The organism is Massilia sp. DJPM01 (assembly GCF_030348125.1).
In the GTDB taxonomy this organism is placed as follows: domain Bacteria; phylum Pseudomonadota; class Gammaproteobacteria; order Burkholderiales; family Burkholderiaceae_D; genus Telluria_A; species Telluria_A frigida.
Window position 1 is genome coordinate 12,191 of the sequence record NZ_JAQOZV010000073.1, and the last position, 18,766, is coordinate 30,956.

Below are 18,766 nucleotides of genomic sequence, written 5' to 3' on the forward strand. Positions count from 1 at the left end.
AATCGCATGCATCCGTTCTTTCGCACTATGCGCCACCGGGCCAGCGTCGTCATCACGGCGCTCTCCTTGCTGGCATTGGCAAGCCTGGTCATCGCCGGGATGGTCGGCTCGGTGCCGGTCCCCCTGGCGGAGATGCCGGGCGCGCTGATGGCGCTTGCGAAAGGCGATACTTCGACCCTGGCCGCCACCCTGCTCGACCTGCGCCTGTCGCGCGCACTGGTGGCATTTGTCACCGGCGGCGCGCTCGCGCTGGCCGGGGTGATGATGCAAGCCTTGCTGCGCAATCCCCTGGCCGAGCCATATGTACTCGGCATCTCGGCCGGCGCCTCGGTCGGCGCGCTGGCCGCGCTGCTGTTCATGTGGGCCATGTGGATGGTCGATCTGGCCGCCTTCGTGGGCGCGGTGGCGGTGTCGATGCTGCTGTACCTGCTGGCGCGGCGCGATTTGCGCGGCAATGCGGCGGCCGAAGGGGGATCGTCCCTGCTGCTACTCACCGGCGCCATCCTGTCCACCTCCTGCATCGCGCTGGTGACCCTGATGCTGTCGATCGCGCCCGAAAGCCGTTTGCGCAGCATGATTTTCTGGATGATCGGCGACATCGCCGGTGCTCCCTTGCGTCCGCTGCCGTGGATCGTGCTGGCCGCCGGCCTGGCCTTCGCGCTGCGCAGCGCCCGCTCGCTGAACGTGCTGGCGCTGCACGCGGAAGCTGCCGCCACCCTGGGCATCCGCGTCAGCGCGCTGCGCAAGGGCTTGTTTTTCTGCTCCGGCATGCTGACCGCCAGCGCCGTGACCAGCGCAGGCAGCATCGGCTTCGTCGGCCTGATCGTGCCGCATGCCTGCCGTTTCGCCTGCGGCCCCGATCATCGCCTGCTGATTCCCGCAGCCACGCTGGCCGGCGGCGCCTTTTTGGTGCTGGCCGATACGCTGGCGCGCACCGTGCTCGCGCCGCAGCAGTTGCCGGTAGGCGTAATCACCGCGCTGATCGGCGCACCCGTCTTTTTGTATCAACTCCACCGGCTGAACCGCTCATGATGATCGAAGCGCGCCAACTATTACTTACCGCCGGCAGCCGCACGCTGGTGGAAAACCTCGACTGGCAAGTGCGCAGCGGCGAATCGTGGTGCATCATCGGCCGCAATGGCGCCGGCAAAAGTACCCTGATGCGCACCCTGGCCGGCCTGCGCGATCCGGACGGCGGCAGCATTGCCATCGGCGGACGCGCGCTCAAGGACTGGCCGCTCGAAGATTTGGCACGCCAGCGCGCCTTTTTGCCGCAATCGCGCAGCGACGCCTTTGCCTACCGCGCCATCGAAACCGTGCTGGCGGCGCGTCATCCCTACCACGCCAACCGTTACTGGGAAGGCAGCGACGACTATGCGATCGCGCACGCGGCCCTGGCATCGATGGAAGTGGCCGACCTGGCCGAACGCGACGTGCGCACCCTGTCCGGCGGCGAGCGCCAGCGCGTGGCGATTGCCGCCATGCTGGCGCAGGACACGCCCCTGCTGCTGCTGGACGAACCGGCCAATGCACTCGACCTGGCGCACCAGCACAGCGTGATGCGCCTGTTGGCAAAGCTGTGCCGCGAGCAGGGCAAGACGGCCGTGATGATCGGCCACGACCTGAACCTGGCGCACCAGGCGTCCAGCCACGCGCTGTTGATGATGGGCGACGGCGAATGGCTGGCCGGCCCGGTCGACGACGTGATGCAAGCGCCGGTCCTGAGCCGCTACCTGGGCCACCCGATTGAAGTCCTTCCCCACGGCGAGCGCCGTATTTTTATCCCAACCGAGGAATCCGCATGAGTGACGACACCGCAACGAGCGAACTCAATGAACGCCACCGCGTCCGCATGGAGCGCAAGAAGGCCATCATCGACCAGAAGATCGCCGAGGCGCAGAAGGAAATCGGCATCATCATCGTCAACACCGGCAATGGCAAGGGCAAGAGTTCGAGCGGCTTCGGCATGGTGGTGCGCGCCATGGGACACGGCATGAAGGTGGCGGTGGTCCAGTTCATCAAGGGGGCGATGTCGACCGGCGAAGAAAAATTCCTGCGCCGCTTCCCCGACGAAGTGAGCTTCCACGCCATGGGTGAAGGCTACACCTGGGACACCCAGAACCGCGAGCGCGACATCGAAAAGGCCGAGCAAGCCTGGGCGCTGGCCAAGGGCTTCCTGTCCGACCCGGCCATCGGCCTGGTGCTGTTCGACGAACTCAATATCGCGCTCAAGTACAAATACCTGGATGTCCACGCCGTCATCGCCGACCTGCTCGACCGGCCGGACATGCAGCACGTGGTCATCACCGGGCGCGGCGCGCCGGACGAACTGATCGCGATTGCCGACACGGTGACAGAAATGGCGGTGGTCAAGCATGCCTTCAAGGCCGGCATTGCGGCGCAGGCCGGGACGGAGTTCTGATGGCCGACCACGCAGACATACGCGTGCTGCTGGTGGCCGCCGTGTCGTCCGGCCAGGGCAAGACAACCGTGACGGCCGCCCTGGCGCGCGCGCTGGTGCGGCGCGGCCAGCGCGTGCGCGTCTTCAAGTGCGGCCCCGATTTCATCGACCCCATGCTGCTGGAACGCGCCAGCGGCGCGCAAGTCGGCTCGCTCGACCTGTGGATGGTCGGACGCGAACAATGCCGCAGCCAGCTTGCCGCAGCCGCCCTGGAAGCCGATGTAATCCTGATCGAAGGCGTCATGGGCCTGTACGACGGCACGCCCTCGTCGGCCGACCTGGCGCGCGAATTCGGCCTGCCGGTGATGGCGGTGATCGACGCCTCGGCCATGGCGCAAACGGCCGGCGCGCTGGTCCACGGCTTGCGCGATTACGGCCCGGTGGAAATGGCGGGCGTGATCGCCAACCGCGTCGCCAGCAAGGGCCATGGCGCGATGGTCGCGGCTTCGATGCGCGACATTCCGCTGATCGCCATCCTGCCGCGCCAGACCAAGACCCTGCCCGAACGCCATCTGGGCCTGGTGCTGCCGTCCGAAGTGCAGGATGTGGACGGCCTGCTCGACCTGCTGGCCGACCAGCTGGAGTTCGACGACGCGGCGTGGGCGCAGCTGCGCAGCACCCGCATCGACCTGACCGCGCGCGTGGAAGCGCCGGCTGCGCTGCTGGCCGGGCGCACCATCGCCATTGCACGCGACGCCGCCTTTGCCTTCCTGTACCCGGCCAACCTGGATACCCTGCGCGCGCTGGGTGCCACCCTCGCCTTCTTTTCGCCGCTGGCCGACGATGCGGTGCCGGCGCAGGCCGACGCCGTGTATCTGCCCGGCGGCTATCCAGAGCTGCATGGCGAGACGCTGGCCGGTGCCGCGCGCTGGCGCGCATCGATCCGCGCCGCGCATGCGGCAGGCATGCCGATTGTCGCGGAATGCGGCGGCATGATGGCGCTGGCCGATTCGCTGGCCGACCAGGCGGGCGCGGTGTGGCCGATGGCCGGCCTGCTCGAAGGCAGCGTGACGATGCAGGCGCGCATCGCCGGCCTCGGCTCGCAAGGGCTGGAGACGCCGCAGGGCCTGCTGCGCGGACATACATTTCACTACTCGCGCCTGGAAACCGGTATCGCACCAAAGGCGCACACGGTCAAGCATCCGAGCGGCGCCAGCGGCGAGGCGGTGTACCGCGCCGGCTCCTTGACGGCATCCTACTTCCACGCCTATTTCCCATCCTGTCCGGATGCGGTGGCGGCCCTGTTTTCGAGGAGCGCGGCATGACGACCACGCTCATTCTTGGGGGCGCGCGTTCCGGCAAAAGTTCGTACGCCGAAAAGCTGGCGCTCGAATCGGGCAAGGAAGTGGTGTACATCGCCACCGCGCGATCCGGCGACGGCGAAATGGCGCAGCGCATCGCAACCCATCGTTCGAGCCGGCCGGGAAGCTGGACCACCATCGAAGAACCGCTGCAGCTCGGCGACGCAATCCTGCGCTGCAGCGAACCGGACACCCTGGTGCTGGTCGACTGCCTGACCCTGTGGCTGACCAATCTGATTTTCTCGGTCGACCAGGACTTCCCGGAAGTGGGCGTGATCGACCTGCCAGACATTTTTTACGAACAGTGCGATGCGCTGCTGGCCGCCCTGCCCGACGCCCCCGGCGACGTGATCCTGGTATCGAACGAAGTGGGCCTGGGGATCGTGCCTTACGGCGCCGTGTCGCGCTGCTTTACCGACGAGGCTGGCCGGCTGAACCAGGCCGTGGCCAAGGTATGCGACCGCGCCCTGTTCATCGTGGCCGGCATGCCGCTCACGCTGAAAGGCCAGGCATGCTGAGTGGGCTGACGCTGGCGCAGGTGGCGCTGCTGCTGGCGGGCGGCGTGCTGCTGGACCTGCTGCTGGGCGAAGCGCGCCGCTTCCATCCGCTGGTCGGTTTCGGCAATCTGGCCAAGCGTATCGAGCGCACGCTCAATCGCGGGCAAGGCCGCTTTGCGCGCGGCGTGCTGGCGTGGGTGCTAGCCGTGCTGCCGCTGGCTGCACTGGGCGCGCTGCTGTGCTTCAGGGCTGGGCTGGCCGCGCACGCTGTCCTGCTGTACTTCTGCCTGGGTTTTCGCAGCCTGCGCGACCACAATCTGCCAATCGCCCAAGCCCTGGACAGCGGCGACCTGGCGCAGGCGCGCCTGCTGACGGCGCGCATCGTCAGCCGCGATACCGCCAGCGCCAGCGAGGCGGACCTGGCCAAGGCGAGCGCCGAATCGCTGCTCGAAAACGGTAACGATGCGGTGTTCGGCACCCTGTTCTGGTTCGTGGTGGCCGGCGGCGCGGGCGCGCTGCTGTTCCGGCTGGCGAACACGCTCGATGCGATGTGGGGCTACAAGAGCACCCGCTTCCTGCAATTCGGCTGGGCGGCGGCACGCATCGACGATGTACTCAATTACGTGCCGGCGCGCCTGACCGCGCTCTCGTATGTGCTGCTGGCCGATCACCGGCGCGCGGCCTGGGAATGCTGGCGCGCGCAGGCGCCGGGCTGGCCAAGCCCGAACGCGGGCCCTGTGATGGCCAGCGGCGCCGGCGCGCTGGGCCTGGCGCTGGGCGGCAGCGCGACCTATGACGGCGTGGCCGAACAGCGCCCGCCGCTGGGACGCGGCCGGGCCGCGCAGGCCGGCGATATCGCGCGCGCCTGGAAGCTGGTGCGCGCCACCGCGCTGCTGTGGCTTGGCGTGGCCGCGGCGGCGGCACTATTGACGGGAGCGATCCATGCTTGAACACGGCGGCAACCTGCGCGCGGCATCGATCCGCTTCAACCGTCCGCCGGACGACTGGCTGGACCTGTCGACGGGGCTGAATCCGACCTGGTATCCGGCGCCGCAAGTGGCAGGCAATGCCTGGCACCGCCTGCCGGAAACCGATCCTGAACTGGCGCGGGCGGCAAGCGCCTTTTACGGTGCGCCGCGCATGCTGGCCGTGGCCGGCACGCAGGCCGCGATCCAGGCGCTGCCCCAGTTGCGCGCACCATCGCGCGTGGTGGTGGCCGCGCCTTCGTACGCGGAACATGCGCACCACTGGGCCAGGCATGGGCACAGCATGCGCGAGGTGCAATACGACGCACTCGATGCAGCGCTGCCCGAGTGCGATGTGCTGGTGCTGTGTAATCCGAATAATCCGACCGGCGCCACCGTGGCGCCGGAACGCTTGCTGGACTGGGCCGCGCAATTGGGCCAGCGCGGTGGATGGCTGGTGGTGGACGAAGCCTTTGGCGACACCGCGCCGCAGCTGAGCGTGGCCGCGCACAGCGACCGTCCCGGCCTGATCGTGCTGCGTTCGGTCGGCAAATTTTTCGGCCTGGCGGGCGTGCGCATGGGTTTCGTGGGCGCGCATGCGCCCTTGCTGGCGCAGCTCGCCGATTTGCTCGGGCCGTGGATGGTCAGCGGTCCGGCGCAGCAGGTGTCAACGGCGGCGCTGCGCGATGGCGCGTGGCAGGCCGCGATGCGCGCGCGGCTGGCCGCCGAAGGCACGCGCTTGCGCGCGCTGCTCGCTGCGAACGGCATCGCGTCGAGCGGCACCGACCTGTTTCAATGGTGGCCAGAAGCGCAGCCGGAGGCGTTCTGGCAGCACATGGCAGAACGCGGAATCTGGGTGCGCCTGTTTCCCAATGCGGCACGGGGCATCCGCCTTGGCTTGCCTTTAGATGAAGAAGGATGGCGGCGCCTGGCGCTCGCCCTGGAAGAATGGAAACTGGGATCACGATGAAAAAACTGTTTGCGGCATTTGCCGGCTTGATCGCGCTGAACGCGGGCGCGGCTATCACGGTGCACGATGACGATGGCAAACCGGTGACCTTGCAAAAACCCGCCCAGCGCGTAATTGCGCTGGCGCCGCACGTGACCGAAATGCTGTACGCGGCCGGCGGCGCCGAGCGCCTGATTGCCGCCGTCGCCTACAGCGATTATCCGGAAGCGGCCAAGCGCCTGCCGCAGGTGGGCAGCAATGGCGGGATCGACATGGAACGCGTCGCCGCACTCAAACCGGACCTGATCGTGGTCTGGATGCATGGCAGTTCCGAGCGCCAGATCGACCAGATCCGCGCGCTCGGCATTCCCATGTTTCACAGCGAGCCGCGCAAGCTCGATGACATCGCCACCAACCTGACGCGTCTCGGAAAGCTGATGGGCACCGAAGCCGTGGCCGACCCGGCGGCGGCCGATCTGCGCAAGCGCCTCGGCGCGCTGCAACTCAAATACGCCAAGCGTGCGCCGGTGCGCATGTTCTACCAGGTGTGGGACAAGCCGCTCTACACGCTCAACGACGGCCATATCCTGAGCGATGCGATGCGCCTGTGCGGCGGCGAGAATGTGTTCGGCAAGCTGAAAGTCACCGCGCCCGTGGTCACGGTGGAAGCGGTGCTGCAGGAAGACCCGGAGGCGCTGTTCAGCGGGGAACGCAGCGTGAAAGACGTTGGCCTCGGTCTCTGGAAGCCCTACACCACCATGACGGCGGTCAAGCGCGGCAATTTGTTCAGCATCGACGGCAACCTGCTCAATCGCTCGGGGCCGCGCATGATTGCCGGCGCCGAAATCCTGTGCGAGAAACTCGATATCGTGCGCCAGCGCCGCACCACGCCATGAGCCGCTTCCCATATCACACCCTGATGGTGCAGGGGACCACGTCCGACGCCGGCAAGAGTACCGTGGTGGCGGCCTTGTGCCGCCTGTTGAAAAACGAGGGCGTGACGGTGGCGCCGTTCAAGCCGCAAAACATGGCCTTGAACAGCGCGGTGACGGCCGACGGCGGCGAGATCGGCCGCGCCCAGGCGCTGCAGGCGATTGCCGCCGGCGTGGCGCCGCATACGGACATGAATCCGGTGCTGCTCAAGCCATCGAGCAACATCGGCGCGCAGGTGGTCATTCACGGCAAGGTGCGCGCCGAGATGAATGCGCGCGACTACCATCAGTACAAGACGGTGGCGATGGGCGCCGTGCTCGAATCGTACGATCGCCTGCGCCAGCAGTACCAGGCAATCGTGGTGGAAGGCGCCGGCAGCCCGGCGGAGATCAACCTGCGCGACCGCGATATCGCCAACATGGGCTTCGCCGAGGCGGTCGACTGCCCGGTGATCCTGGTGGCCGACATCGACCGCGGCGGCGTGTTCGCGCACATTGTCGGCACACTCTCATGCCTGTCGCAGAGCGAGCGTGACCGGACCATCGGTTTCGTCATCAACCGTTTTCGGGGCGATATCTCGCTGCTCGAACCTGGCCTTGAATGGCTGGAGCAGCAGACCGGCAAACCGGTGCTGGCGGTGCTGCCTTACCTGCAAGGGCTGTTCCTCGACGCGGAAGACGCGGTGCAGGCGGTGCAGGCGTCGCGCGGGGCCTTCAAGGTGGTCGTGCCGTCGCTGCCGCGCATGAGCAATCACACCGATTTCGACGCGCTGCGCGTGCATCCGGATGTGGACATGCAGTTCGTGCGCCAGAACGAGGCCAAGCCTGCGTGCGACCTGTTGATTATCCCGGGCAGCAAAAACACGCGCGGCGACCTGGCCTATCTGCTCGATCAGGGCTGGGGGCCGTATATCGACAAGCACCTGCGCTACGGCGGCAAGGTGATCGGCATTTGCGGCGGCTTCCAGATGCTGGGGCGCGAGGTGAGCGATCCACATGGGGTGGAGGGCGAGAGCGGCGTGAGCGCAGGCCTCGGCCTGCTCGACCTGCGCACCGAACTGACCACCGACAAGCGCCTGGCGCAGGTGACGGGCCGCTGCGCCTTCGCCGATGCCGACGTGACGGGCTACGAGATTCACATGGGCGTCTCCAGCGGCGCGGCGCTCGATACGCCAGCGTTTCGCATCGATAGCCGGGCCGAAGGCGCGCGCTCGAAGGACGACCAGATCCTGGGCAGCTACCTGCACGGCATGTTCGACCACCCGCAAGCCTGCGCGGCGCTGCTGCGCTGGGCGGGTCTGGACAGCACGAACACGGTGGATACCAAGCAGTTGCGCGAGGCCAGCCTGGAACGCATCGCCAAGGCCGCGCGCCCCTTGTACGACGCGCTGTGTGCGATCAAATAGCGTCTTGCCACTGTTGCAAAAAAGCTCAGCAAGCATGCTTTCGCGATTGGCGTACTTACTACATGTGTAGAATGTGAGCAATAATTTACTCTGTGGAAGTGCCATGTTATCAATGATTAAGGTTGTGCAAACCTTTCCTTCGGTTCGGATTGGGTCCAGCTCGGGCGGCCTGCCGGTCGAAGTGTCGCTGATCGCGCAACTGGTACACGGCTCGGGTAATCATTTGTTCGCCAGCGTATCGGCGCGGCAACAGCAGCACCAGGAATTCGTCGACGAGCTCGACGAACCGTCGGCCAAGCTGGGCGGCACCGATTTCGACAAAGGCGATCCCACTTCCCTGTATTCCTTCGTCGTAGGACCGAAAGGTCACCCTTTCCACCGGCACGCGGGGCATCGCATTTTCACGGCCATTTCCGGCAGCGGCGGCGCGCAGTTGCGCTTTTCCAGTGCGTCCACGGCGCAGATCGAGGAAGACCCGCAAAGTTTCCTGCGCGCGCTTCAATGCATCAATATTCCGCCTGACTGCATGTTCACGGTGCGCTTTGGCGGCGAGACCTGGCACCAGTTCGCGCCGCTCACGCGCAACAGCCCGCATCCTGTGTTTTTCGCACTGTCCTGCCACACAAACGAGCTCGGCGGCGACTTGTCCGACGATCTGCGGCAGCAGGTCATGGCGAACGAAGCCAGTATTCCGTCGCTGACCTCGCTGCTGCCGCAAGAAGTGGCCGATTTGCTCGACGCGGCAATGGCCAAGGGACAGGTCGCGACCGTCGACCTGTCGCTGGAAGCACCGCCGGGCACCTTGCAACGCGCGATGTGCTACTCGGCACGCGGCACCGTCGGCACGATTCTCGGCAAATGGGGCGCGTGGCGCCGCTCGAAGGGCTTTGTGTCGCATCACGGCGACGGCACCGACGTGCGCGAGCTGGACGCCACGCCAGCCGGATCGTTGCTGCTGAAGCAATTCGAGGGCACGCCGTTTCATCATGAAGATACGTTTACCCTGACCATGCCGCTGTCCAACTTCCAAGAGACCAATGCGACCGCGCTGCTCAGCCGCCTGCTCGATGGCTTCATGGAAAATCCGCCGCGCGGCGTCACGCGCATGATGGCCGTGCGCAATGTGCTGGTACGGCCGATGGGCTTGCGCACCTCGTCGCTGGGCTGTCCGGTGTCGTCGCTGCTCTCGCCGGACAAGAGCCGGCTGTTCGCGCACCGCTTTCCGGTGCTGGAACAAAGCACGGACGAGCACAACACGCGCGCGCAAGTGGTGCTGGGCGCGGACGACAAGCATCTGTCGTTCCGCTCCTGCGTGGCGGCACGCATCATCAAGGGCGGCCAGGTGGAGTTCAGCCTGGGATCGCGGGTGCGCTGCAAGAACCTGTTCGGACGCTTTTATATGTGGGCGATTGACCGTACCCACCGCGCGTATGTGACGCCGACCATGCTGCGCATGGCGGTGGCGCATGCGCGGATCGAGGCGCCGGCTGAGGCGATGGACGGCGCGGCGGTGCTGGGCAGGTAAGCACTGCCGAGGCATTACCCCGCCGCTTGCGCAAATATTCTGGCTTTTTCCAACGTTGATGTCGATATCGGGCACGTCCGAACGTCGTGTCGTTAGCGGGACGGCATGCAATCCGGTGCCTTTGCTTCGCAGCGAACATCATCAACCAAGGGAGAACGACAATGACTGACACGGTAAAAGGCCCGGCTTCCTATTTTCCGGCCATTGAAGCGAAATATGGGCACCCGGTGGCGTATTGGCTTGGCCTTCTGGAATCGACCGGCCCGATGAGGCACATGGAGATGGTCAACTGGCTCAAGTCGGATCATCAACTCGGACATGGACACGCCAATGCCTTGGTCGCCTATCATCTCAGCCGGGTGAAGGCGTAAGCGCTGTCATCGCTTCCATGCCCACATTGCATGAGCATGCCGCGTGCGGTAGCATCCGCGCTTCGGGCACGGGCGCAGCAAGCGTGGCCCCCCACGCTGCTCCACGCACCATTCAACGTTGATCAAGGACCAGACATGCCAAAGGTGAACATTCGGATGGGGGATATTCAATGGCCGGCGACATGCTGCCGTTGCGGAAGCGAAGAATTTTCATATCGCACGCGTACTGAAAAAGTAGTCATGCGCAGTGTGGTTGCGGCGACAGAGGCGCGGGCGGTTACGCTCGTGAATGTTCCGGTCTGTGACCGGTGCGACAACGCCCGCCGCTACTGGTTCGCTGGCGCAAGTGCCGCTGCGGCGATTGGCGTCCTTTTCCTGGCATTTGCAGCAAACCACGACACTTACTTAACGCCAGACCTTGGCATATTCGTTCTCGCGGTTTTTTTGGCGCTCATCGGCACCACGAAAAGCCCCATCCGCATCATCCAGTTTGACGAAAAGATCAATTCTCTCAAGATCCAGATTTACAACCATTCGGTCGCGGCAGAAATGCTGAGGCGTGAAGCTGGGCGAACGGACCTTGCCGGTCATGCCGAGTATCTGGACATTCAACAGGATAAGCAGAGAAAGCAGGACCGTGAAGTCAGGCTGACGGTACGGACGTTGTGTCTTCTTTTCTTCATATCGGGTCTATACCTCGTCTTCACGCTGGGTGAAACGACGGGATATGCGGTGATGATTCTGAGTGCCGCGTTTTGTCTTCCCTTGGAAATCACGCATCGCGCAAAAAAATAATCGCGGCCGATGATCAGGGCGCGGCCGATACGATGAGCGCGGCCAGGGTTTGCTGCAGCCAGCCGTACGACAGGCGCTCCTGCTCCATCCGGATTCGCTCGCCAAACACATCATCGCGCAGGGCGTCGAACAGCGCCCGTTCGTCGGGATCGAGCCGTGCTGGCTGCCCGCTGAAGCGCTTGTCCTGGTCTTCCGCGCCCCACAGAGCGCGGTGCGCCATCAGGGTCGCGCTGTCCATCAGGATGGAGCGCGCGTGAGGAACACTGGCGCGCAAGCGGTCCAGGATGGCAAAGCCGTGCGTGTCGATATCGCCCCAGTAATATACAGCGCGCGTGGCCAGCCAGGGCACATCGGCCAGCCGCTCGACCCCGTAACCACCGCCAAAAATCACCATGGCATCGGGCACCGGGGGAAACGCGAGGCCGTTGATTTCATTCTCTGTAATGAAAACGCGCTGCACACCCGTTTGCAGCGCCGCGAACTGGGCCAGCGGCACGGCGAGGTCCGACAGGCCGCCGATGGTGTGCGCCGGGTCGAGCAGGCGAAAACGCAGGAGCGCCGGTTTGCTCAGCAAGCCATAGCGGGCTTCAAACTGGCGCGCGCCGGTGGCTTTCGGATCGATGGCGCCTGCCGGCAGCACCAGGTCGAGCAATTCGGTCAGCAAGGCCTTGCGCGTTTCGATGAATTTGCTGTCGACGCCCGCAATATCGAGCTGGCGCAGATACAAGACGGGACGTGGATGAGCGACGAACCATTCCAGGATCGCCAGGATGCGCGCCCATGCATCGCTTTGCTCCAGCACCACGAGCGCGCGCCGCGCGAGCCAGTCGGCCAGTTGCGGAAACGCGCTAACGGTTGCTGCGGCAAGCTGGTCGACACGGCGTGCATCGGCCTGGCGTCCGATCAGGCGCAGGGCGTCTTCTTCACTCTCGACTACAACGCTGTCGGGGATGCGGTTGCGTCCGAGCTGGCGGTGATTTATCTCGCGCCAGACGATCTGGTAGCCGTAGCCGCACGCCGTCTTGCTGCCGGCGTCGAGCTCTTTGATCCAAGCGCGCACCTCCTCAAAACGCTCGCCGGTTTGCGCCACGGTCGGCTGGCGCAGGCGAAGTTCAAGCGGGAACAGGGATTCCCCGCGCACGCGCGCGGCGAGCAGGCGGCCATCGTCCCACAGCCGCTGCACCTGGACGCGGATCGTGGCCGCGCTCGACCAGGTAGCCGCGGCGCTCATGCGGCACGCGCGCTGCGCTCGGCCTGGTACTGTTCGATCGTCAGGTAGCGCAGCAGCGACTGGCGCCCTTCTTCGCTGTGCACGAAGCCCAGGCCGGACACGTAAGGCTCGATAATGTGGATTTTTTGCAGCGGCGTGACGATCAGCAGTTGCAGGTTCATGCGCTTGAACAGTTCCAGTCCGTAGCGCGCCGACTCGTCGGAACCGCGCCCGAATGCCTCGTCGATGACCACGAAGCGGAAGGAGCGCGAGCGCACCACGCCCCACTCCAGGCCGAACTGGTAGGCCAGGCTGGCAGCGAGCACGGTGTAGGCCAGTTTCTCTTTCTGGCCGCCCGATTTGCCGCCGGCGTCGGTGTAGTGTTCGTGCTCGCGGCCATCCTCGCGCCAGCGTTCGGAGGCCGAGAATACGAACCAGTTGCGCACGTCGGTGACCTTGCGCGTCCAGCGCCGGTCCATCTCGGCATTGCCTTCGCGGCCGCGAAAGCGCTCGATGATGCGTTTGACCTGCAAGAACTTCGCTTCCGAATACTCTTCGTCGGCCGATCCGGTCAGCGCGCCCTCGGTGCAGCTGCGCAGGTCTTGCTGGAAATCGCGCAGGTCGGCGTCGATGTTGTTCTCCGCTTCGAGCGCGATGTAGCGGTTCGGGTTGTAGTCGATCTGGTGCAGCGAGCCGTTGATGGTGGCGATGCGCTCGCGGATGGTTTCGCGCTCGCGCTTGAGCTGCGACTGGAAGCCGGCGATCTCGCGGATAGTGTTTTCGTTGAGGAGTTCCTTGAAGCGCCCGGCGAAGCGCGGCAGGTCGTCCGCCTGCAGCACCGCCAGCATCTTGCGGAACTCGGCGGCGGCATCGATGCTCACGTCGACCTCGCGCGCATCCAGCGGCCAGGCCTTGGTGTAGCTTTCCATGGCGCGGATGATGGCGTCGCGCAGGTTGCCGATTTTCTTTTGCTCCGCATCGATCCGGTTTTGCAGTTCGTGGCGCATTTCCTTTTCGCGGTTCTCGCACGATTCGACCGTAAGCGTATGCTCGCCCAGCACCTCGGCACGCAGCGCATCGAGCTGCGGAAAATACGTGGCGCGCGATTGCTCTGGCGTTGCATCGAGCAGGGTGGCGCAGTCGTCCAGGGCGGCGCCGGCCACCTCCAGCTTTTCGGCGGTCTTGGCGTGCTCGATAGTGGCACTGTTCGCCTGCGCCTCCGTGTCGGCTTGGGCCTCGGTCAGATCGGCGAGCTGCTGCTGCAAAGTGCGCAGGATGTCGGACGATGCGGCCAACGCGTCCTGTTCGCGTTCAAGCGCGTCGATGGCGGAGAGCAGCGGCTTCCAATCGAGGTCGCTGAAGTCCGAGAACATGGTCAGCTTGCCCCAGTTATCCAGCAGCGCTTCCTGGCGGGCGATATCGGCCCTGACCGACTGGATTTTGGCGGCATGCGCCTGGATGCGCGTGGACAGGTCGCGCTCCTGCTTTGCCAGCGCGGCGATCTTGCCCTGGTTCGACCATCCCAACACGTAGCGCGAACGGTCGTCGATCCGGTGGCGGTCATCCTTTTCGTGACGCTCGCCGCCGGCCTTGATCTGGCCATTGCGAGTGATGGCGCGCTTTTCGCGGCGGAACTGGTCGAGCGTTTCGCAGCAGGCGTGGTCGTAGCGGCGCGCCAGTTCGGCGTCGATCCAGCCGTAAAATGGCGAATCGGGCTTGATGGCGAGCTTGCGTGCCAATGCATCGGGATGCAGGCCGTGATGGTCGGCGCTGACATTGGCGCGCACGCGGAAGTACACCAGCCGGTTGCCCAGATTGGTCGCATCGACCCAGGCGGCCACCTGCCCGTAGTGCGTCTCCGGCACCAGCAGCGACAGGCCGAAGCTGTGCAGCATGCGTTCGGCGGCGCCTTCCCATGCGCGTTCTTCCTCGCGCACCTGGATCAACTCGCCGATGAACGGCAAGTCTTCCGGCGCGATGCGCAGCGCGTCGCACAAGGCGGCCCGCACCGCCAGCATCTGGCTGGTGATGTTGGAGCGGCGCTGGCGCAGCGAATCGAGTTCGGTGGTGATGGCGCCGTGCTGGTCGCGCAGTTCGTGCAGGCTGACTCCCGCGACCATCAGCTGGTTTTGCGCGTCGTCGCGGCGCGCGGTGCAGCCGGCTTTTCCCACGTCGATGGTGCGCCGGTTGGCATCGAACATGCTCGCCTCGGCCGCGCCGGGCAAGCCAACCGCCGCTGCCAGCGCGTCGTACTGGGTCGAGCGGCGTGAGCGTTCCTCGCGCGTGGTTTGCAGGCGCGCGATCTCGGCGCGGATTTGCTCGATGCGGTTACCGCCATTGGCCGCGATGGCCTGGGTCATGTCGTCGCGCCGCAGCATCCGGCTGCGCTTTTCTTCCTGCAAGCGCGCCAGGCGGCCGGCCAGTTTGTCGAGTTCCGATTGCAGCAGGCCGATGCGCTTTTCCAGCAGCTCGCCTTTCAGGTGCGCGAACCACGGGCGCAGCGCTTCGCGGCAGCCGCGCAGCTGGACCACCTGTTCTTGCAGCGTTTCGTGGCGGTCGCAGTCGCCGACCAGGGGCGTGAGCTGGTCGATCTGGAGCTTGGCCTTGAGGACCGCTTCGTGCGCGCGATTGAGGTCGTCGAAGTGGGCGATCAGCGCGGCGATGCGCGCTTCGACGGGAAACGCTTCGAGCATGTGGTCGCGCACGAAGTCGGTCAGATTGCCGACCGATTTCATCGATACGGTCTGGTGGAACAGGTCCATTGCCTGTTCGCTGGCGATGCCGAAGCGGCGCCGGAAGTCGGCGCCGTACGGCGGGAAGCTGTCGTGCAGGGTGACGCCGGGCAGCGCGCGCAGGCGTTTGCGCAGCTGCGCGATGTCGCTGCCGAAGCCGGCGAAGTGCTCGGCCACCGACAGCGCGCCATCGGCGACGACGTAGAAGCGTTCGGGCTGGCCGTGCGGGTTCTTGAACCAGAAGACTTGCGCGAGGGTGACGGTCTGGTCGAAGCCTTCGTTGTGGAAGACGCCGAGGATCACGGAATAGCTATTGTGATCGCGCAGGGCGACGGCGCGCGCGGCCAGGCCGCTGTCGCCGCGCTCGGACTTGTAGTTACCCATGACGTAGGTGCGCAAGCTGCGTTCGCGCGCATCGGCGCCGGCCGCCTTGTTGTAGGCGATCTTCTGGGCCGGTACCAGCAGCGTCGTGATGGCGTCGACCAGGGTCGATTTGCCGGAGCCGATGTCGCCGGTGAGCAGCATGTTGTCGCCGCCCGGGTGCAGTCGCCAGACGCGTTCGTGGAAGGTGCCCCAGTTGAATACTTCGAAGTGCCGCAGGCGAAAACCCGCGCGCTCGAGTGCCGGGTCGCCGCCATCGGCTGCGGGGATGTCGACGGCGGGAATCTGGGTCATGCTTCCTCCTCGCCGCTGGCGGCGTGGGCGGCGTAGCCCGAGAGGCGCTGTTCAAAGTCGGCCAGCCATTGGGCATCCACGAACGCCTTGAGGATGCGGCGCACTTCGAACTGGTTGTCCTGCCCGCGCAGCCGGTGCAAAAAGCCGAGTTCGACGACCTTGTTCAGGTGCGCGTCCATGCGGTCGAGCAGGCGCGCTTCGTTGCCGGTCTGCGGCAGGAACAGGCGTACCTGTTCGGCGATCTGGTCGCGGTCGATGACGAGGCGCGTGTCGCCGCCGGTGGCGTCGAATTCGGCCAGCTTCTTGCGCAGCAGGGCCAGGATCAGGCTGACCGGGTAACTGAGCTGGCGCCGCTGGATCAGGCGTGGCAGTTCCGGCTCGCCCACCACGGCAGGGCGCTGGCGCAGGTAGGCGTAGCCTTCGGCCTCGTCGAGAATGAGTTCGAGGCCGACCGTGGTGCCATAGTCGCGCACGCGCGCCTGCAGGTCCATCAGCGGCTGCCACAGGGCGCTGTCGGTGTCGCGGTACAGCACTCCCTGGAACAGCGCTACCAGCAGTTGGCCGAGGCGGTTTTGATCGTTGAGCGTGGTCGGTTCAGGGTTCATGCGGCGTAAATGATAAGGGGGAGCGTGGCCTGGCGCCGGCGGCCATTGTCGTCGGTCCAGTCGACCGTTTCGGACTGGCTGTCGTCGATGGCGGCATGCATGTCCTGGGTGGCCAGTTTGAGGTAAGTGGCCAGTTCGGCCAGGCCCTGCTCGATCGGGTACTCGCGCGCCAGGGTGCCGAGCGAGACTTGCTGGCGGGTCTGGAGGGCGCGCCGGATGTTCGACATGAGGCGCAGCTGGTCCACATAGATCTGCTCGAACAGCGCGTCCGATGCGATATCGACGCCATCGTCGCTGATGATCTGCTGCGTGATCTTCGGCTTGAATGGCGGATTGTACAGGGTGCGGTCCATCGACAGGGCGAACGTGGGTGCGGCGTCGTCGATCTCCATGAAGGCGCGTTCGTCGACCTGGCCGCGCAGGGATAGCGCTTTCTGTTCGATGTCGCGGATCAGCTGCATGATGCGGCGGTTTTCCAGCCAGGCCTGGTCGTCCAGGTAGCGGCGCAGCTGTTCGGACAGTCGCGCGACGGTGCGCTGGGTGACTTCGCCGGCTTCGAGCCAGTCGTAGTGAATGCGTTGAAGGCGGCCGTCGGGCTGGAGTTCGCGCACGGGGCCGAGCTTGAGCACGGCGTCGAGCAGGCTTGTCAACTCGTCCTGGCGCGAGGGCGACATCAACAAGTCCCAGAAGGCGCGGAAGCTGCGGCCTTCGTCGGTGTCGGCGATCAGGTCGCGCTGGCCGAAGATCGCTTGCAGCAGTTCGCCCTTGCTGCCATCCCAGGTGGCGATGTGTTCGCGCACCTGGCGGTCGAGCGTGCGGAAGTTGGTGTCGACCGCGCGGAAGTCCGATAGCAGGTCGCGCGCGGTAGCCGCCATTTGCAGGAAGCGTTCGCGCACCTGGGTCGGGTCCATCAATGCGAATCTGCCGGCGCTGATGTCGGCGATTTCGGCGTCGATGTCGGCCTTGCGGCGTTTGAGTTCGGCGATGCGGGCGCGCGGATCGAGTTCGCTGCCGTCGACGATCTGGTGCAGCAGGTCGAATACCGTCATCAGGCGCGATTCGGTGCCGATGAAGGTGCGCTGTCCCAGGTTCTTGAGCCATTCGAGGGCTTGTTCGGTGGCCGAGGCCAAGTCGTAGTGGGCTTCGTCGTCGCCGGGCGGGTAGTATTTGCGCAGCCAGCCGCGTTCATCGGAAGCCCAGTCGTCCAGATAGGCGGTGGCGGGTTTGGGGAACAGGATTTCGCCGGCGCTTTCGTGCAGGTGGTAGAGGTGGTCGTCCAATTGCGAGGCCAGTTGCTGGCGGCCGATGGTGCGCTGGTTGGGCGCGATGAAACTCGCGTGCAGGAAGCTCGCAATCATCGCGGCATTGTCGGCGGCGAGCAGGCGCCATGCGGGATGCGTACGCCGCTGCGTGATGAGTTGCTGGTAGTCCATCGCTATGGGAATTGGTTCGGCGTGAGCGATACTTTAACACCAACGGGAGAACGCTACGCCGGAGATCAACGCAAGCTCAACTTCCCGGCTCGGTGGATTGCGGCAACGGCGAGTGTCCTGATGAAATCAAGCGTTTATGACGGTGTAAGCTCCTGTACAAGCCGGTCCAGATTGAGCGCTGACTCATTCCTCCATGCCATCCGCAATCCGATGGCATGGTCGAGCACCTCAATGGCTACATCAGCGAGATCGTTAATGAGACGCGCTTCGGGTCCGCAGACGAGCTCGAATCAACGCTGCACAACCAGCGGGGGCCAAAATTTCAATAACTTGGCGTTTCCCTAACGCTTTTTAGGTTCCACATGCGCAATGATATCGACATGGTTCTCGTAAGAAAAATTCTTAATCGTATCTTGGAAATGAGCGTGGCCGAATTCATTTACCTCCATATCATGCGCTGCACCAATAAGAAATATCGCGATCCTTCTGAGGGTATCCGGATTAGCCACGATGGTTATCTCATCAAGTTGTTTATTTTTTTTGCTACCGGTTGCCCTTCCCAGAACACTAAAATTACGCATCGTCTTCATAAATTAACACCCTTGCTTCTTAAAATTCGTTCTCTGCACCGGTCAAGAGTCGTGGAGGATCATTCCATTGTCGTGGAGGCATCATTCTATTCATGGTTTCGTTGCATGTCTGGGGAGCCTGCACTGCCGTAGACGGAGATAAAAGCTCCGCACATGAGTTCGTGATGTCGGATTAATGTGCGCGGATTCCGCTGTTGCCGATTTAGTTTGGATATTTTTCGGAATTTGGATGCAGAGAGGACGAAAATCTGAGGACAAAATAATCTTCGTATAAAGCCCGATCCTGGAAGCGCTCAGGCTGCCGGTTAAAATCTGCGGG

General features: G+C 64.7%; 17 protein-coding genes and 1 pseudogene. 13 read left to right on the top strand and 5 right to left on the bottom strand.

Annotated elements, in window-relative coordinates:
• Positions 1-6 precede the first annotated feature (6 nt).
• The 12 genes from PO883_RS30295 (at position 7) to PO883_RS30350 (ending at position 11,202) form a co-directional block, all read left to right on the top strand.
• Complete coding sequence (locus PO883_RS30295; protein ID WP_289313075.1) at positions 7-1,032, top strand: iron ABC transporter permease; 1,026 nt, start codon at positions 7-9, stop codon at positions 1,030-1,032.
• Complete coding sequence (locus PO883_RS30300; protein WP_289313090.1) at positions 1,032-1,805, top strand: ABC transporter ATP-binding protein; 774 nt, start codon at positions 1,032-1,034, stop codon at positions 1,803-1,805. Before PO883_RS30295 ends, PO883_RS30300 begins: the two co-directional genes overlap by 1 nt.
• Complete coding sequence (gene cobO / locus PO883_RS30305; RefSeq protein ID WP_289313076.1) at positions 1,802-2,422, top strand: cob(I)yrinic acid a,c-diamide adenosyltransferase; 621 nt, start codon at positions 1,802-1,804, stop codon at positions 2,420-2,422. The genes PO883_RS30300 and cobO overlap by 4 nt, the downstream gene beginning before the upstream one ends.
• Positions 2,422-3,726 carry a cobyrinate a,c-diamide synthase gene (locus tag PO883_RS30310; protein WP_289313077.1) on the top strand — a complete coding sequence of 435 codons (1,305 nt, stop codon included), beginning with the start codon at positions 2,422-2,424 and terminating at the stop codon, positions 3,724-3,726. Before cobO ends, PO883_RS30310 begins: the two co-directional genes overlap by 1 nt.
• Positions 3,723-4,280: a bifunctional adenosylcobinamide kinase/adenosylcobinamide-phosphate guanylyltransferase gene (cobU, locus tag PO883_RS30315; RefSeq protein ID WP_289313078.1), complete on the top strand. Its 558-nt coding sequence runs from the start codon at positions 3,723-3,725 to the stop codon at positions 4,278-4,280. The genes PO883_RS30310 and cobU overlap by 4 nt, the downstream gene beginning before the upstream one ends.
• A complete protein-coding gene (cbiB, locus tag PO883_RS30320; RefSeq protein ID WP_289313079.1) occupies positions 4,274-5,209 on the top strand; it encodes an adenosylcobinamide-phosphate synthase CbiB in 936 nt (311 codons plus the stop codon). The genes cobU and cbiB overlap by 7 nt, the downstream gene beginning before the upstream one ends.
• A complete protein-coding gene (gene cobD / locus PO883_RS30325) occupies positions 5,202-6,194 on the top strand; it encodes a threonine-phosphate decarboxylase CobD (protein ID WP_289313080.1) in 993 nt (330 codons plus the stop codon). Before cbiB ends, cobD begins: the two co-directional genes overlap by 8 nt.
• Positions 6,191-7,069, top strand: coding sequence for a cobalamin-binding protein (locus PO883_RS30330; protein ID WP_289313081.1), 879 nt, complete (start codon positions 6,191-6,193; stop codon positions 7,067-7,069). Before cobD ends, PO883_RS30330 begins: the two co-directional genes overlap by 4 nt.
• The gene (locus PO883_RS30335; protein ID WP_289313082.1) at positions 7,066-8,511 is read left to right on the top strand and encodes a cobyric acid synthase; all 1,446 of its coding nucleotides are present in this window, start codon (positions 7,066-7,068) and stop codon (positions 8,509-8,511) included. The genes PO883_RS30330 and PO883_RS30335 overlap by 4 nt, the downstream gene beginning before the upstream one ends.
• Before the next feature lie 103 nt (positions 8,512-8,614).
• Positions 8,615-10,036: a DUF2867 domain-containing protein gene (locus tag PO883_RS30340; RefSeq protein ID WP_289313083.1), complete on the top strand. Its 1,422-nt coding sequence runs from the start codon at positions 8,615-8,617 to the stop codon at positions 10,034-10,036.
• A gap of 161 nt (positions 10,037-10,197) precedes the next feature.
• Positions 10,198-10,407, top strand: coding sequence for a DUF4287 domain-containing protein (locus PO883_RS30345; protein ID WP_167093762.1), 210 nt, complete (start codon positions 10,198-10,200; stop codon positions 10,405-10,407).
• 135 nt (positions 10,408-10,542) lie between these two features.
• Positions 10,543-11,202 (top strand): hypothetical protein, encoded by a 660-nt coding sequence (locus tag PO883_RS30350; protein ID WP_289313084.1) that lies wholly within the window; start codon positions 10,543-10,545, stop codon positions 11,200-11,202.
• A gap of 13 nt (positions 11,203-11,215) precedes the next feature.
• Here the strand turns inward: PO883_RS30350 and PO883_RS30355 are convergent, their stop codons facing one another.
• From PO883_RS30355 to PO883_RS30370, 4 genes are read right to left on the bottom strand one after another with little or no spacing between them, the layout of a single operon-like run.
• Positions 11,216-12,433 (bottom strand): DUF3322 domain-containing protein, encoded by a 1,218-nt coding sequence (locus PO883_RS30355; RefSeq protein ID WP_289313085.1) that lies wholly within the window; start codon positions 12,431-12,433, stop codon positions 11,216-11,218.
• Positions 12,430-15,819, bottom strand: a complete 3,390-nt coding sequence (locus PO883_RS30360; RefSeq protein ID WP_289313086.1) for an ATP-binding protein — start codon at positions 15,817-15,819, stop codon at positions 12,430-12,432. Before PO883_RS30360 ends, PO883_RS30355 begins: the two co-directional genes overlap by 4 nt.
• Positions 15,816-16,424 (bottom strand): DUF4194 domain-containing protein, encoded by a 609-nt coding sequence (locus PO883_RS30365; protein WP_289313087.1) that lies wholly within the window; start codon positions 16,422-16,424, stop codon positions 15,816-15,818. Before PO883_RS30365 ends, PO883_RS30360 begins: the two co-directional genes overlap by 4 nt.
• Complete coding sequence (locus PO883_RS30370; protein WP_289313088.1) at positions 16,421-17,857, bottom strand: DUF3375 domain-containing protein; 1,437 nt, start codon at positions 17,855-17,857, stop codon at positions 16,421-16,423. Before PO883_RS30370 ends, PO883_RS30365 begins: the two co-directional genes overlap by 4 nt.
• A gap of 182 nt (positions 17,858-18,039) precedes the next feature.
• On the opposite strand from PO883_RS30370, the pseudogene PO883_RS30375 reads away from it, so the two are divergent.
• A pseudogene (locus PO883_RS30375) lies at positions 18,040-18,162 on the top strand (IS481 family transposase); the annotation flags it as partial.
• 36 nt (positions 18,163-18,198) lie between these two features.
• Here the strand turns inward: PO883_RS30375 and PO883_RS30380 are convergent.
• Complete coding sequence (locus PO883_RS30380; RefSeq protein ID WP_289313089.1) at positions 18,199-18,447, bottom strand: hypothetical protein; 249 nt, start codon at positions 18,445-18,447, stop codon at positions 18,199-18,201.
• Between the last annotated feature and the right edge of the window lie 319 nt (positions 18,448-18,766).